Genomic DNA, 17,215 nt, shown 5'->3' on the forward strand with positions numbered 1-17,215 from the left:
CCATAACCAAAAAAATGGAGCTTATTTCCTTTCTCTTTAAAAATAATTTATTTCTTCTTGTTGCGTCAAAAAAATTTGCGGTATGTAGTTAAATTTATGTGACTAGTACCTATGTACTATTGTGACATATTTGTTATTAGCCTAAAAATTACACAGGTTTTTTATCCTGTAGTAGCGGAGACGACTAATGGCAAATGAAAAGGATGATTTAACAAATATAACACCAGACCCAATTGGATTTGTTAAAAAACTAACAGGTGAAGCAGTAGCCGTTTCATCGACAGGCGCTACACGCGAACTAAGTGTAGGTGATCCTGTTTATCCATTTGAAAAAATAATAAATAAATCAGGGGTTATTCTGGTTGAGTTTACGGATGGCTCTTCTATGGATATGGGGCCTGAAGATTCAACGGTGTTAGATGAAGATGTTATTCCTGAAAAACATGAAGTAGCCGACGCAGAAGAAGCGGCTACAGATGTTTCCGCTATTCAACAAGCATTACAAGCAGGAGCCGACCCTACTCAAGTAGCCGATGCTACCGCGGCTGGTACATCTGGGCGACAAGCAGCAGCGACTATCGATCACAGTGAAGGTGCTGAGGCGGGCATGGTGCTCGATCGGGATGCTCATGAAACCATAGCTGATGCTGGGTTTGATACCACCGGGCCAGCAGGATTAACCGGTGCGGCCATTGAGCGAGAAGTAGGAGATGTTGCGGCCAGTGTTTCAGCAGAAATTGCTGCAGCCAGATTAGGCCCATCAGCACCGTTTTTGGTGATTAACCCAGTTGGGCCAACCGATGATGCAACACCGGATATTACAGGTACAGCAACCCCAAATAGTACGGTAACCCTGTTAGTGGGCAACCAAGTATTAACCACCAAAGCAGGCCCTGATGGTTTCTGGAAAGTAACACCTACAGACCCTCTTCCTGTTGGTCGAGTAATTACTGCCACCGGTACAACTACCGATGAAAACGGCAATACCTCACCCCCAACCCAAGCACCTGTCAGTATTACCGACACCTCAACATTCATCACTATCGACGGCCCCATCGAAGTCGACAATGTTGTTGATGCTGCTGAACAAACAGATGTATTGGTTTCTGGTACGTCTGAGCCTAATACCAAAGTAGTTGTCAGTTTTATTGATGAAGCAAATGGCGAAGTGGTTAGTAAGCTAGTTACTACTGACCCCAATGGAAAATGGTCACTAACAGGCAATGAGGTTGATCTTACTCCATTACAGTCAGGGAATATCACGGTTCAAGCGGTTGGAACAGACCCACACAATAATACAGCTACAGCGACTACAGCTATTACCCTGCAGCCGAACGTAGCGGTGACAGCGATTACTGATGACACAGGTAACCCGACTGATCACATTACCACAGACCAAACCCTTGAAATTAGTGGGACAGCAGAGCCTAATAGCACAGTTGAGGTATTTATAGATGGCACCTCAATTGGTACGGTACCTAGCGATCCAAATGGCAACTGGACCATAGATCATACCGCTACCAACATACCAGAAGGTCCACATACTATTACTGCAACAGTGACCGATCAGTCTGGTAATACAGCGACATCGACAGAGCTTCCTATCACAATTGATGTCACACCACCTGCTGTAGCGATTACCCAAATAACGGATGACTCTGGTAATCCCACTGACTTTATTACTAATGACCAAACCCTGGTTATTTCAGGTACTTCAGAACCGAATAGCACGGTAGAAGTGCAAATTGATGGTACACCTATTGGAACTGTACAAGTTGATCCCAACGGCAACTGGAGTATTGATCATACCGCTACTCAGCTACCTGAGGGACCCCATACGGTAACAGCGACCAGCACCGACCCAGCAGGTAATCAGGCGACAACAACCCAGCCGGTTACTATTGATGTTACTGCACCAGCTATTGATATCACAGGGATTACTGATGACTCAGGTAACCCCTCTGACTTTATTACCAATGACCAAACCTTGGTAATTTCAGGTACTTCTGATAACCCAAACAGTACAGTCGAAGTGTTTATTGATGGTAACTCGATAGGAACCGTCCCTACTGATGGGAATGGTGCCTGGAGCATTGACCATACTCCAACACAATTGCCAGAAGGGCCACACAATATTACTGCATCTACTACAGATACTGCGGGTAATACGGTAACCACAGCTCAGCCTCTGACTATTGATTTAACTCCACCAGCAGTAGTGATCACAGCGATTACAGATGACTCGGGTACGCCTGCTGACTTTATTACCAATGATCAGAACCTGGTCATTTCAGGTACGACAGATAACCCTGCAAATACCGTCGAAGTGTTTATTGATGGGGTATCGATTGGTAATGCGGTGGTTGATCCCAACGGCAACTGGAGCATTGATCATACCGCGACTACGCTGCCAGAAGGGCCGCATAACATTACGGCTACCAGTACTGATCCAGCGGGTAATAAAACAGATGCTGACCAGCCATTAACCATTGACGTTACAGCCCCGGCTATTGCTATTACGGGTATCACTGATGACACAGGTAACCCCACTGACTTTGTAACCACGGATCAAACGTTGGTGATTTCAGGTACTTCCAATAACCCCAATAGTACGGTAGAAGTCTTTATTGATGGTAACTCGATAGGAACCGTACCCACTGATGCCAGTGGAGCATGGAGCATTGATCATACCGCGACTACCTTACCAGAAGGCTCTTATAACATTACGGCAACAACAACAGATGTTGCTGGTAACCCAGCTACTGCTAACCAGCCGTTAACCATTGACTTAACGCCACCAGCTATTTCAATCACAACCATTACGGATGATACGGGCAATCCTGCTGACTTTATAACCAGTGATCAAAACCTAGTGATTTCTGGTACGACTGATAATCCAGCAAATACGGTGGAAGTCTTTATTGATGGGGTTTCCATTGGTAATGCGGTGGTTGATCCCAACGGCAACTGGAGTATTGATCATACCGCGACTACATTGCCAGAAGGGCCGCATAATATTACCGCTACCAGCACAGATCCATCAGGCCAGCAAGAGACGGCAGCTCAGCCATTAACTATTGATGTTACAGCCCCTACAATTGCTATTACTGGGATTACCGATGATACGGGTAACCCCGCAGACTTTATTACCAATGACCAAACGTTGGTTATTTCGGGCACGTCTAACAACCCCAATAGTACGGTAGAAGTGTTTATTGATGGCACTTCAATTGGCACAGTACCCACGGATGCTACTGGTAACTGGAACATTGACCATACGCCAACGACCTTACCAGAAGGGGCTCACAATATTACCGCTACCACTGTCGATACAGCTGGCAATGTGGCTAATACCGCTCAGCCATTAACCATTGATGTGACTGCACCAACTATAGATATCACAGGCATCACTGATGACTCTGGCAACCCTACTGACTTCATTACCAATGACCAAACCCTGGTGATTTCGGGTACGTCGAATAACCCCAATAGCACAGTAGAAGTGTTTATTGATGGTGGCTCAATTGGCACCGTGCCCACTGATGCTACTGGTAACTGGAGCATTGATCATACGGCGACTAGTTTGCCCGAAGGGCCGCATAATATTACCGCTACTACAATCGATACTGCGGGCAATATTGCTAATACAGCGCAGCCTTTGACTATTGATGTTACGGCGCCAGCTGTTGCTATCACAGCGATTACAGATGACTCGGGTACGCCTGCTGACTTTATTACCAATGATCAGAACCTGGTCATTTCAGGTACGACAGATAACCCTGCAAATACCGTCGAAGTGTTTATTGATGGGGTATCGATTGGTAATGCGGTGGTTGATCCCAACGGCAACTGGAGCATTGATCATACCGCGACTACGCTGCCAGAAGGGCCGCATAACATTACGGCTACCAGTACTGATCCAGCGGGTAATAAAACAGATGCTGACCAGCCATTAACCATTGACGTTACGGCCCCGGCTATTGCTATTACGGGTATCACTGATGATACAGGTAACCCCACTGACTTTGTGACGACAGATCAAACGTTGGTGATTTCAGGCACTTCCAATAATCCTAATAACACGGTAGAAGTCTTTATTGATGGTAACTCGATAGGAACCGTGCCCACTGATGCCAGTGGAGCATGGAGTATTGATCATACCGCAACAACTTTGCCAGAAGGTGCCTATAGCATAACGGCAACAACGGTTGATACGACAGGAAACCCAGCTACAGCAAGTCAAGCATTAACAATTGACTTAACACCACCAGCAATTTCTATTACAGCGATTACGGATGATACGGGTACGCCTGCTGACTTTATTACTAATGATCAAAACCTGGTGATTTCTGGTACGACTGATAATCCAGCAAATACGGTGGAAGTCTTTATTGATGGAGTTTCCATAGGTAGTGCAGTAGTTGATCCGAATGGTAATTGGAGCATTGATCATACCGCGACTACGTTGCCAGAAGGGCCCCATAATATTACTGCTACTACTACAGATCCTTCAGGCCAACAGGAGACGACAGCCCAGCCATTAACTATCGATGTTACGGCACCTGTCGTTGATATCACAGCAATTACGGATGACTCGGGCACCCCAGCTGACTTTATTACTAACGATCAAACCCTGGTAATTTCAGGTACGTCGAACAACCCAAACAGTACCGTAGAAGTCTTCATTGATGGCACTTCTATTGGCACTACACCTACTGATGCCAGTGGTAATTGGAGTATTGATCATACGGCGACTAGTTTGCCAGAAGGGCCTCATAATATTACGGCTTCGACAACAGATGTTGCAGGTAATACAGGTACAACTGATCAGCCGTTGACTATTGATCTGACACCACCGGCGGTATCAATCACGGCCATTACTGATGATAGTGGCACCCCTGCAGATTTTGTCACTAATGACCAAACCCTAGTGATTTCAGGTACTACTGATAATGCAGCCAATAATGTTGATGTCTTTATTGATAATGTATTAATTGGCACAGCTGTTGTAGACCAAAATGGTAACTGGAGTATTGACCACACAGCAACAAACTTGCCAGAAGGGCCCCATAACATTACTGCTACGGCGACTGATTCGGCAGGTAATAAAGCTGATACAGACCAACCACTGACGATTGATATCAGCGCACCTTCCATTACATCACCTGACAACTTTTCAATCGAAGAAAATAGCCCAGCAGGTACAGTGGTAGGTTCTGTGGCAGCAGCTGATGTCACCAATGTGACTTATAGTTTCCAAGGCGGTGCCTTAACCAGCTCAAATGGCTTCTTTGCTATTGATCCAAACTCAGGTGAAGTCAGCTTAACTCAGGCTGGAGCTGATACAGCAGCAGCTAATGGTTTACTGGACTATGAAAGTGGTATACATACCGACTCGCTTAATGTTGTTGTCAGTGATAGTGCAGGAAACCAATCAACACAACAGCTCACGATTAACATAACCAATGTTAATGAGCCACCGAAAATTACTGCTAACACTTTAGATATCAATGAAGGGCAAACGGTGGTGTTGGGCTCTGCCAACCTGGCAGCTACAGACCCAGAAACCAATGACCCAGCTCTACAGTTTACTGTAAGCAATGTGCAAAATGGTCAGTTCCAATTAGTAAGCACAGGTTTGCTGGTAACCAGTTTTACTCAAGCTCAAGTGGCTAATGGTGAGATTCAGTTTGTCCATGATGGTAGCGAAAACCCACCTAGCTACGACGTCACCGTTACAGACGAAGGTGGCCTCACTGATATGGGCTCTGTAGCAGTGAATTTCACCGCATTGAATGAACCGCCGGTGATTACTGCTAATACCCTGGATATCACTGAAGGGCAAACAGTGGTGTTGAATTCTTCTAACTTGGCGGCCACAGACCCTGAAACCAATGACCCTGACTTGGTATTTACTGTTAGTAATATACAAAATGGCCAGTTTCAGTTGGTGAGTGATGGTTCGGTGGTAACCAGCTTTACTCAGGCCCAAGTCACTAATAATGAAATACAGTTTGTCCACAATGGCAGTGAAAACCCACCTAGCTATACCGTAACTGTCACTGATGAAGGTGGCTTAACAGATACTAGTAATGTGGGGGTGAGTTTTACCAATTTGAATGAGCCTCCAATTGTGGGTGATATCGAGTTATCACAAGTGATTGAGGATAATGTTTTAGTTATTAATCAGTCTGATTTACTGGCAAACTCATCTGACCCAGATGGGGATACATTATCTGTTACCAGTCTTTCAGTAGATCCTCAATATGGCTCACTGGTTGACAATGGCAATGGCACTTGGACTTTTACTCCCACAACTCACTATTCAGGTGATGATGTTCCGTTTAGCTTTACCGTTTCTGATGGAGCGTTAACTACGAACGGCAACGCTATGCTTGATATCATCCCAGATGCAGATATACCTAATCTAAATATTGGTGATCCATCAATGGGGCCAGGTAATGGCTTATTGGGTGAGTACTACGGTGTTGAGGATCCCACTCTTGCTTTTAAACTGACAGATGTTCCTGGCGTTGTAGCAAACAACAGCCCTGATGCTACTTTTGTTTCGACATCGGTTAATTATACGGGTGGCATTGACAGCTTAGGCACAGGCAATTCGCTACAACAGTTTTTAAAACAAGATGCGGCTTCTCTTAGTACAGATCCTGGTGATACAACCCATGGGGTGATTAATCTGAAAGGGTTTATTTACCTTGAAGCGGGTACATATACAATCAGTGCGTTACATGACGATGGTATTTCTATCGATATTGGTGGCGAAAATGTACTTACCCGTGAGGGCTTTGCAAGTACGCGTATTGATAGCACTTTTACCATCGATAATAGTGGTGTCTATTCATTTAACCTGGATTATTATGACCAGGGCAGTATTCATAACCTGGATCTATTGTTAGGGCTTCAAGGTCAAGCACTGGAACCTCTTTCACAAGCCTTTACTTATCAAACCCTAACTGATGCTGAAAATGCTGTGGATGATGGCGGGTTAGTGTATGTGGATAACCCATCAGGAATGGATTATTACACGGTAACAGGCAACACGGGTTACGAAGACACTTATATTGAGCTGGTTGATTTAAATGCTGCTTTAGTGGATGTAGATGGTTCTGAATCATTGGTAATGGCCCTGGAAAATATTCCAGTGGGCGCTGAGTTAACTGATGGCACTAATAAATTTACCGCAACAGCAGGTAATACTACAGTTGATGTGAGTATTGGCTGGAACCTGAGTAATTTATCAATAAAACCACCCGCTAATTTTAATGGCACTTTTGATCTCAACTTTAAAGCAACATCAATTGAGCAGTTGAATAATGATCAGGCCGCTAATTCGCAGACTATTACTGTCACTGTATTACCAGTCGCAGATGTGCCAACAGCGAGTGATTTTACTATCGACTTGAATGAGCAGGTCACAACAGATGGTGACTCATCCGATGAATTCACCACTTATACCTTTAGTCAGTCTGACTTTACTGATGCGAGTAAAGGTAATTATTTTGATGAGCAGGGAGATGCATTAAGTTCAATTACCATTACTAGCTTACCTGCCAATGGCACCTTGCTGTTTAACGGTACTCCTGTAACAGCGGGACAGATAATTAGTGCGGGTGATATTAGTAATTTAAGTTTCCGTGCAGATAGTAATGCCAGCGGTGATAATTTTGCCAGCTTTGATTACCAGGTAAGTGATGGTAGTGATACCAGTAATGCCCATACGATAAACTTTAATATTGCAGCGCAGGCTGATCAGCCGGTAATTGATATTGCAACAGAACAGCAGACCAGTGTTTTTACTTCTAGTTTTGAAGGAGCAACTGGCGTTGCAGCTGGGCAAGCTTCATTTGTTGATACGGTTGATGGTTGGTTAACTGCTAGTAACAGCAAAATTGAAGTTCGTGGTTGGAGCGGTGATTTTTACACTGCAAACAGTGGAACGCACTTTATTGAGTTGAATGATGACCCAACAAATCAATTTCCTGATGCATTAAATATTTATCGCGATATTAATACTGAAGCCGGCGCGAAATATGAATTAAGTTTTTACTACTCACCCAGACCAGGTTATGACGAAGACACAACTAAAATAGAAGTTTGGTGGGATGGTAAGCTGATTGATACGATTGCACAGGATGGCGGATCGGACCCAAATGCTACTAATTCTTGGCATCAATACAACTATACGCTAGCGGGGGATGGCACGAGTGCGAGACTAGAATTCAGGACTGCTGGAGACCCAAGATCGGGTGGCCGAGGTGGATTCTTGGATGATGTACAACTCACCGAAACGAGGGGAGGTAGTGCAACAGGGTATGAAGACACTACAATTAAGCTGCCAGATATTACGGTTACAGCTGTCGATCCAAGTGAGCAAGTCACTTATAGCTTAAGTGGGATGCCAATTAGCACAGTTATTAGTGATGGTGTGAATTCTGAGGTCTTCAGTGGAGGCCAGCTTGACATTAGTAACTGGACATTAAGTAACTTAAGTCTTACACCACCTCCAGGTCATAAAACCGATATTGACCTTACCTTCACAGCAACAGCTACTGAGCCAAGTACAGGTCATAGCACTCAGGCTACTGAAACAATTCATGTTGATATTCTCTCGTTGCCTGAGCAAGTAGGAAGTCCGCAGTATGTGGATGGAGATACTAGCGCTAATGTTCTAACAGGTGGTGATGGAATCGACTTTATTAGTGGTGGCTTCGGTCATGATACGTTAACTGGTGGTGAAGGTGCAGACCAGTTTATTTGGCATCGAGATGATTCAGGAGCACTGACTAATGAAGGGGTAGTAACAGTTGCACCAGACCCAAATAACCCTCAAGTTGACCATGTAACTGACTTTGAAGCTCATAAGGATATTCTCAATGTTAAAGACCTGTTAGCAGGTGAAAATGCGCAGAATATTGATAACTTCTTAACCTTAAACTTTAGTGGTGGCTCTACAACAATTGATGTAAGCCCTAATGGTGATGGGCAGGTTTACCAAAAAATTGTCTTGGATAATGTTGACTTATCCACTCAATATGGGGGTGGGTCTTCACACGACATCATCCTAAATATGATTCAAGAGGGAACCCTTGTTATTGACCAATAGCAGGTCATAAGAAACTGAAAGCCGGCTCAATGCCGGCTTTTTTGTGTCCTAAATAAATTGTTTCCTCAAAATGCTTCCTAAACGAGTCAAGGTTAGTTGTTTTGCTAAAAATATTTATTTTTTAGTTAGAACGTCCGGTTTGTTTTTCTTTTTTGCTTTCTTTTGTCTGGCTGAGAAGTATCAATAAAAAAGCCGAATATTTATAAAATTATTTCTTTTTTGTTGAATTTGTGCGACTCGTACCCTTGTACAATTGTGACTGATTTCTTTTTTCTATAAAAAGCACATTTTTCTTTTAATTGACTATTTAATTAAGGAAGTGTTGTGGCTGAGCAGACGAAACTACAAGTAAATATCGACCAAAACCCTGTAGGTTTTGTAAAAAAACTGACGGGGCAATCTATAGCAGTTTCGTCAACAGGCGCAGAAAGAGCTTTGCAGATAGGCGACTCTGTTTATTCTGGGGATAAAGTAGTCAGTAAGTCAGGAGAGATGCTGGTTGAGTTTACCGATGGTTCAAGCTTGAATATGGGGCCAAATGATCAAACGCTACTAGCGGATGACGTTATCCCTGCTCGGCAAGATTCAGTGGAAATCAGTGAGACCGTCACAGACTTGAGTACTATTCATCATGCTATTCAGGCTGGCGCTGATCCTTCTCAAGTAACCACAACAACTGCTGCAGGTATACAGCAAGCTTCATCAGACAGTGATGAAGGAAGTTACATGGTGGAAATGGCTAGAGATGGCCATGAGACTATTGCAAAAGCAGGGTTTGGTACGGGTGATGTTGCGGCTGAGAGCGATAATGAGGAAAGCACGCTCACTGATACTGCCTCTGAAATAATGAAGAGTAGTGAAGCGAGTGGCGCATTGACTTCAACTCCTTCAAACACTACTGGCAAACCTTCTACTACAGACCCTAGTACACCCCCAACAACTGGCCCTGGCACTACAGACCCTAGTACACAGCCTATACCCCCTACTGTTGATAATGTAGAGCTGCCTGCCATCAATGAAGACAGCAGTATTATTATCAAACCAGCAGATTTGCTAGCAAATGCTAAAGACCCTGATGGTGACAGCTTTAGTGTAACTGATCTGACATTAACAAACCCTACTGTGGGGGTGTTGGTGGACAATGGTGATGGCACATGGACATTCATCCCCAACAAAAACTATGCAGCAGATAATGTAGAGCTTGGGTTCACAGTTACTTCAACCACTTACTCTGCTGAAGCCAAGGCGACAATTGATGTCATTGCTGTTGCAGATGCGCCAACCCTTTCTGTTAGGGTTAATACTCAGGAGTTTAAGGAGCATAAAGACACAGTCAAGAATCCGGATGGCTCTATCCAGCTGACAGCCGAAGAAAATAATAAGCATGGGACAGCCTGGAGTGAAGATAAAATCGATTTAGCCAAAGACTTTACCCTAAATTTCCAGCTGAACTTTGGTAACAAAGATAGCACTGGTGCTGACGGTATTGTGTTTGTTTTGCAGAGTAATGAGAAAGGCATTAATGCAGTAGGCAAGTCAGGTGGTGGGCTAGGATTTGAAGGGTTGGACAACAGCTTTGGGGTGGAATTTGATACTTGGAAAAATAAGACTGACCATGATGAGGATCATGCTGCTTTTGTAAATGGAGGATATGTAAAACATGATAAAGAGCTTACCTCTCGTCAGCCGCTAGACAATATTGAAGATGGTAAGTGGCATGATGTTCAAATAACCTGGAATGCTAGTGAGCAACGTATAACCTATAAATTTACTAACCAAACAACAGGGAAAGTGACAACCGACTCAATAGTACGAGATATCGTCAACAAGGACTTGGGTGGGAGTACCGAAGCCTGGTTTGGTTTTACTGCAAGTACAGGTGGTTCTAACAATAAACAAAGTGTCAGAAATGTTGAGCTGCATGACTCAACAATTTCTCTGGATATTAAAGTCGCTGTGACTGATGACTCTGAAGCATTAGGCGATGTCATTATCAGTCAGGTGCCTACAGATGTTGAGCTATCAGCTGGAACCAATAATAACGATGGTAGCTGGACACTTAAGCAAGCAGAGCTAAAAGACTTATTCTTAGATACCCAACATTATAGTGGTGATAAAGATTTTCGTTTGGTAGTGCAAGCGGCAAGTAGTGAGAAAAATGGTTCTACAGCAGCAACACTGCAAGTAATTAATATTGAAGTAAATGGTAAAGATGCAGTTGCCTCTGGTGCAACAGTTGTTGGTACACAGGGTCATGATGTAATTCTTGGGGGTGTTGGTGATGACATTATTTTTGCAAGTGCTGGCAATGATAGCCTGACTGGCAACGATGGTGCTGATCAATTTATCTGGAATAAAGATGCAGCTGTGAGTGGAACGGTTGCCAACCCTATAGAAGATCACATAACTGACTTTAATAAGGACGAAGATGTTCTTAACCTGAAAGACCTGCTTGAAGGTGAAAATGTAAATACAATAGATGACTATTTAGCAATAAACTTTGATGGCAAGTCTACTACAATTGAGGTAAGCCCGATGGGTGATAACCAAGCTGTGCAGAAAGTGGTGCTGGATAATGTCGACTTGTTTGATCAATACAGTACTCCTGATTCACAATCAATTCTTCAAAATATGATAACCGATGGGACACTAATCATTGACCAGTGAAGTATGTCGTTTTAATTGCTGGCCATATTTTCTGTGTTTGCTTAAGCCTGCAATAGTTAGCTATTGTGGGCTTTACTTTTTATTGAGCATGAAATGTAATGCTGATGATATAAATGCATGGCAAAACGTAGACTATTTGGTCTCTGCATTTCATCGTACTGCTTTTTATTCAGAGTACCCGGCCCAAGGTGTACCGTTGCGAAAATGGCAAAGCCCAGTCAAAATTTATATTGATAGTCGCGTTGGATTTAAGGATATACAGCTTCAGCTTGTGACGGCTCAAGCTGAAGAGCTGGCAGAGATTACCGGACACCCGGTAACAATAACTAAAGAAAAAAGTGAAGCAAATGTAGTTATCGTTTTTGCTCACTCAACGAAGATTCCCAATGTAATTGTTGAAAATGGTAGTGGCGTGCCGCTATTGAATGTGGCAGCAAAAAGCTTGTGTTTTTTTCAAATTAAAGTGTCTCGGCTGGATTGGGTGATTCAGGAGGCTGCTATTTATATTCCACCTGATACAGCGCGAGCCGTTGCTCGCTTGCCAGGCTGTGTTGCAGAAGAAATGGCACAAATAATGGGATTAACCAACGATGATGATCAACTATTTCCTACTGTATTTAATGACGAAAGCGTCTTTGATGAGTTGACGCCGTTGGATAAAACATTATTGAAAGTGCTTTATAATGATAAATTAAAGCCAGGTATGGGGTGGGAGCAAAGTAAAGGAGTAGTAGAAGAAATTATTCAGCACTTGCTGACTAATACAAAAAAATAGTTTGATATACTTTGCACCTTTGTTGTTACCTTGCTAATAAATAATGTGACTTATAAGAAATTATTTGGGGGCGTTACATCGTGAGATTGTTTGTTCGCGCAGGAAAACCATTAGCGTTGGCTTGTAGTTTGTTCTATGTTCTGCCAACACAGGCTGCCACTTTGGAAGAAACTGTGGCAAAAGCACTGGATACCAACCCACAAACCTTAATTAGCTTACAACGCTATCGTGCTGGAACGGCTGCGATTGGTTCAGCAAAGTCTGGTTATTTGCCCTCTTTAGATCTGGCTGCTGGGATTGGTCATCAACGCAAGTCATCACCGGGCACTCGGGCAAGTGGTGAAGATAACACTGACTTTACCCGACGTGAGCTGTCGCTGTCGTTACGCCAAATGATTTTCGATGGGTTTGCTACTTCCAATGAAGTGGATAGAACTACGAATGAAAACTTGGCACAGGCAAGCACTTTGTCTTCTACCGCAGAAAATGTTGCTTTGCGAGTAGCGGAGGTTTATTTAAATGTGCTGGAAAAACAGCAGCTGCTTGAGTTAGCAGAGCGTAACCTAAAAACGCACAATCGTATTTTCCAGCAGATCAGGTTAAGAGCAGAGTCTGGTGTTTCCCGTAGCTCAGACTTAGCACAAATCACGGGTCGCCGTGCTAGGGCAAAAACCAATGTGATTAATGCGAAAAATAACTTAATGGATGCTGAAGCTGAGTTTTTCCGGGTAATTAATTTGGTGCCAGCCAAATTAGTTACACCACGGCCTAACCAGAAGTATATGCCGCTCAATATGCAGGCTGCTGTAAAACAAGCAACAGAAAACCATCCTACGCTGGTTTCGGCTAATTATGATATTAAAGCAGCTGAATCTCAGTATGAAGCCAGTAAAAGCCCATTTATGCCAAGGGTTGACTTTGAAGTGGACCAAGCCTGGGATCGCGATAACGATGGCGTTCATGGTCGAGATAATGACTTAACTGCAATGGTGCGGATGCGTTACAACTTATTTAACGGCTTTGCAGATAAGGCTAGAAAAGAAGAGTCTGCCTATCGAGTAGAAGAGGCTAGAGCGGTTAAGAAAAATGCTTATCGCCAAGTAGTAGAAGGTTTAAAGCTTTCTTGGAATGCTTATCGATACTTGAATGAACAAAAAGTGTCATTAAAGCAACATGTAAACTCAAGCAGACAAACTGTATCGGCCTATCAGCAGCAGTTTAATATTGGCAAGCGTACATTGTTAGACTTACTGGATAGTGAAAACGAATTATTCCAGGCAAGGCAGGCATACATCGAAGCAGATTATGATGAGCTCTTTTCTCGCTATCGAGTATTTAATGCAACAGGGCAGTTACTACCTGCACTGAATGTTAAACTACCTGATGCATGGACCCGATAACTGCTATAAAAAAACATTGCTGGTATTTTATTTGTTACTGGTGGCTAATACTTCCTGCTCTACTATTACCTTATGTCATAGCACTAGGTGTGGTAGAAGTTGGAGCTGAAGAATTAAGTGTTACAGAGCCAGGAACAGATCAAGGGTTAGGAGATAACGATGGTGACGGGGTAATTGATGCTAGAGATCAATGCCCTGGCACTAATAACCAGTTAGCAGTGAATAATCAAGGTTGCCCTGAGAAGGGCATGACAACAATAAAAAAGACAGTAGTCATACCGTTTTATCCTGATACTCCAGAAACTAACACAGTTAAGTTTTCACAAATTCAACAGCTTGCCATTTTTGCAAGAAAACACCCCTCTGCAAGTATTACTTTAACTGGGCACTCAGAACAGTCTGGCAACAGACAAAAAAATAAGTCTCAAGGGGTCGCTCGTGCTCAAGCGGTAAAAGAAATCTTAGTAAACCGCTTTAAAATTAAAGAAAGTCGTATCAAACTTCATACGGTAGGCGCTATGCAACCGTTAATGACAATTGCTGCAGAGCGTGATAAAAAGAAAAACCGTCGGGTGGTGGGCGAAGCTAAAACTGAAATGCAAGGGCAGATAAAACGCTGGAATGTTTTTCAGTAATATCGTTGTGTATAGACTGCAGGCTTTCTGAGGGTAAAAGCCCAATAGCACACATACAAATATAATTGTAACAACAGAAAGGTTTAATTTAAAAATTGAAATATTTTTTAAATTAAACCTTCATTATCATCCATTAAGTTAGACGCTTGTTTTTGGCCGGTATGTTCTCGATACCAGCGACGGCTGAGTAGTTTTTCCTGGACAGGGGCTGGAAGCTCAGTAAATTGAAAGACCTCTTTATTTATCAATAACTCGATTATATCTTCTAAAACCCTGATAAAATCCGCATCGGCATCTTCTAAAATCCGGTGTTTTAACTCTTCATCTTCATTACGAGCCAAGAACTCTCGCATGGCGTGATCTGTAAAAGAAACCAGCTGCCACTCATCACTTTCTTTGTGTTGTGAAATGGCAGTAATCAGCCCTGATTCGTCTTTTTTTGCATACAGCATACTAAGCAGCTCCCACCTTTAGCGGTACTGTAAATATACCCTTCACGAATCATTTTAGGTTTTGTTATCATTGCCCCCAATCACCTATTACTTATAGGCTCATGGATTTTCGTCGCTTGATAGCCTCACCTAAAAACCCTTCGTATTGGGTATAAGTTTAGCGTCCTTCTGGGAGGGAATACTTTTTAGTTAGTCTTCAATGGTAAATTTGTTAGTAAAGAGCTAATAAGCGGGCGGGTGATTTCGTATACCGATTGCCCTCGCATACCTTCACTACTGCCACTAATGGTCCAGAGCAGTTCATCATTCTTCAGATCATAGACTTCTAGAGTAAGGTTAATCATAGCGGGCTGATTAATATCGGCATCAGCATCATTCCAAGAAAGTACTTTGCCTGTTAGGCTGTATTGAAAATCCTGGCTTTTAGCCCACTCTTTAGCTGCTTGGATACGGTTTGCATCGTCTAGTAAACCGACTTCAGATTCAATTTCAGGGTCTGGCGGCCGTTTAAGGCTTTTTAAACCGATGGAAGGTGTTAATACTGCCATCATTCGCTCAACTTGTTCATCAGCATCAGTTGAGGGAGAAAAATTGACGATAGGCACTAAAACCCAGTTTGCATCAGCTGCTAGCTCATCGTTGCCGAATAAATTGGTTAGAGAGAGACTGCTACAGCCAGTCATGGTCAGTATACCGCTTAACAATAAACTGGCTTTTAGGCTGGGTTTTAGTTGCATGTGTTACCTCTTGGGTTGGAGGGTGTCACCTTCGCTCATTACCTTTTGCAACCCTCTCTCAAGCTAAAAGGTTGAGCTTTATGTTTGGCTAAAGCGCTCCTGGATATCTGATTTATTTAGGGCGAGCCACTGCAGAGCAATAATTGAAGCAGCGTTGTTAATTTTGCCATCTTGCACCATAGTGATGGCTTGCTTTGCCGGGATACAGCTTACGCGAATATCTTCTCCTTCTTCTGCCAACCCGAACACACCTTCAACTACAACTGAGGTATCTATAATGCCGCAAAACAGGTGAAGTTTTTCAGAGCAGCCACCAGGGCTGGGATAGTATTCACAAATAGGTAAAAGCTGTTGTATGTCACAATTGGCCTCCTCCTTGGCTTCGCGAATAGCAACATCTTCTGCAGTCTCTCCAGTTTCGATAATACCCGCGACTATTTCTATTAGCCAAGGGTTTTTGTCGTTAGCAGCCAAAGCTCCAACTCTGAACTGTTCTACAATGACAACTTGATCGTGGTGAGGGTCATAAAGTAAAACGGCAGTTGCTGGACGCCTAACCATGACCTCTCTAGACAATGGGTTGCTCCAGCCGCCCTGAAACAGGCGGTGCTTAAGCTGATAGCAATCAATTTTGAAAAAACCGTTGTATGCGCGATCTTGCTGAATAACTTCAGCATCTTGTAGTGTAAAGCTGGGTTTGGCCATAAAATTGATCACCTTATTGTGCTTGAAGAGATTGGTATAAACCTGTTTCAAAGATGTAGTCAGTCACTTCTGGAGATAACAGCCCAGCTAACTCTGACTTATCTGCACCTGCTGCAAGCAGGCTTCTTACTTTTGTACTACGCACCGTTCTCTTTTCTTGTACAGGGTATAACACCCAACGTTGTTTGATTTCATCCGCCCGATAGAATTTTTGCCAGGTCTCTGGAGCCATGTTATCAGGCCCTAAAATAAAACTAAGCTGAACTGATTGGCTGCTTGCCTGGTACTTTTCATCTAGCTTATTCAACAGATCATAGGTAAAAACAGGCTTATCGGGTTGCTGTTTTAGCATTTCCATTTCTATTGAGCAGATGCTGAGCTGGCAGGAGAGGTTTGTAAACTGGAGGATGAACTTTTCCAGCAGGGTAACCCGTTCAGCAAAGTCCAACATCTCTTTATCAAAGGCATGAGCGGCACTAGGCACTAGCAAAATTTGATCAAAATCTGTTGCTGCTTGCTCAATAACGCTGGCATGTCCCTGGGTGGGTGGATTGAAAGCTGAGCCAAAAACGCCAATATGTTTGGTTTTGTGGTCCATAGATAGGGTGGTTTCCTGTGAATCTTATTACAAAAATTTTAAAAAAATGATATCGATTAAATGGTGGTTAAATGTCTGTATTTAAAGGTTTTGTATATACATGATAAGTATTTGCCGAAGCT

9 protein-coding genes are annotated in these 17,215 nt (G+C 43.1%); 5 read left to right on the plus strand and 4 right to left on the minus strand.

Annotation, left to right across the window (positions count from 1 at the left end):
* Positions 1-187 precede the first annotated feature (187 nt).
* The 5 genes from ORQ98_RS15250 (at position 188) to ORQ98_RS15270 (ending at position 14,601) form a co-directional block, all read left to right on the plus strand.
* On the plus strand, positions 188-9,124 hold the full coding sequence (locus ORQ98_RS15250) for a retention module-containing protein (RefSeq protein WP_274689667.1): 8,937 nt from the start codon (positions 188-190) through the stop codon (positions 9,122-9,124).
* Positions 9,125-9,448: 324 nt separating this feature from the next.
* Positions 9,449-11,791 (plus strand): retention module-containing protein, encoded by a 2,343-nt coding sequence (locus ORQ98_RS15255; protein ID WP_274689668.1) that lies wholly within the window; start codon positions 9,449-9,451, stop codon positions 11,789-11,791.
* A gap of 88 nt (positions 11,792-11,879) precedes the next feature.
* On the plus strand, positions 11,880-12,566 hold the full coding sequence (locus ORQ98_RS15260) for a DUF2927 domain-containing protein (protein ID WP_274689669.1): 687 nt from the start codon (positions 11,880-11,882) through the stop codon (positions 12,564-12,566).
* Positions 12,567-12,646: 80 nt separating this feature from the next.
* Entirely contained in the window at positions 12,647-13,966 is a 1,320-nt protein-coding gene (locus ORQ98_RS15265) for a TolC family outer membrane protein (protein ID WP_274689670.1), read from the plus strand.
* Entirely contained in the window at positions 13,954-14,601 is a 648-nt protein-coding gene (locus tag ORQ98_RS15270) for an OmpA family protein (RefSeq protein WP_274689671.1), read from the plus strand. The genes ORQ98_RS15265 and ORQ98_RS15270 overlap by 13 nt, the downstream gene beginning before the upstream one ends.
* A gap of 107 nt (positions 14,602-14,708) precedes the next feature.
* Here ORQ98_RS15270 and ORQ98_RS15275 read toward each other — a convergent pair whose 3' ends face one another.
* From ORQ98_RS15275 to ORQ98_RS15290, 4 genes are all read right to left on the minus strand, one after another.
* Positions 14,709-15,053: a hypothetical protein gene (locus tag ORQ98_RS15275; RefSeq protein ID WP_274689672.1), complete on the minus strand. Its 345-nt coding sequence runs from the start codon at positions 15,051-15,053 to the stop codon at positions 14,709-14,711.
* 185 nt (positions 15,054-15,238) lie between these two features.
* On the minus strand, positions 15,239-15,790 hold the full coding sequence (locus ORQ98_RS15280; protein WP_274689673.1) for a hypothetical protein: 552 nt from the start codon (positions 15,788-15,790) through the stop codon (positions 15,239-15,241).
* A 78-nt stretch (positions 15,791-15,868) separates the two neighbouring features.
* Positions 15,869-16,495 carry an NUDIX domain-containing protein gene (locus tag ORQ98_RS15285; RefSeq protein ID WP_274689674.1) on the minus strand — a complete coding sequence of 209 codons (627 nt, stop codon included), beginning with the start codon at positions 16,493-16,495 and terminating at the stop codon, positions 15,869-15,871.
* A 13-nt stretch (positions 16,496-16,508) separates the two neighbouring features.
* Positions 16,509-17,093, minus strand: coding sequence for an adenylyltransferase/cytidyltransferase family protein (locus ORQ98_RS15290; protein ID WP_274689675.1), 585 nt, complete (start codon positions 17,091-17,093; stop codon positions 16,509-16,511).
* Between the last annotated feature and the right edge of the window lie 122 nt (positions 17,094-17,215).

Source organism: Spartinivicinus poritis, from assembly GCF_028858535.1.
GTDB classification, from domain to species: domain Bacteria; phylum Pseudomonadota; class Gammaproteobacteria; order Pseudomonadales; family Zooshikellaceae; genus Spartinivicinus; species Spartinivicinus poritis.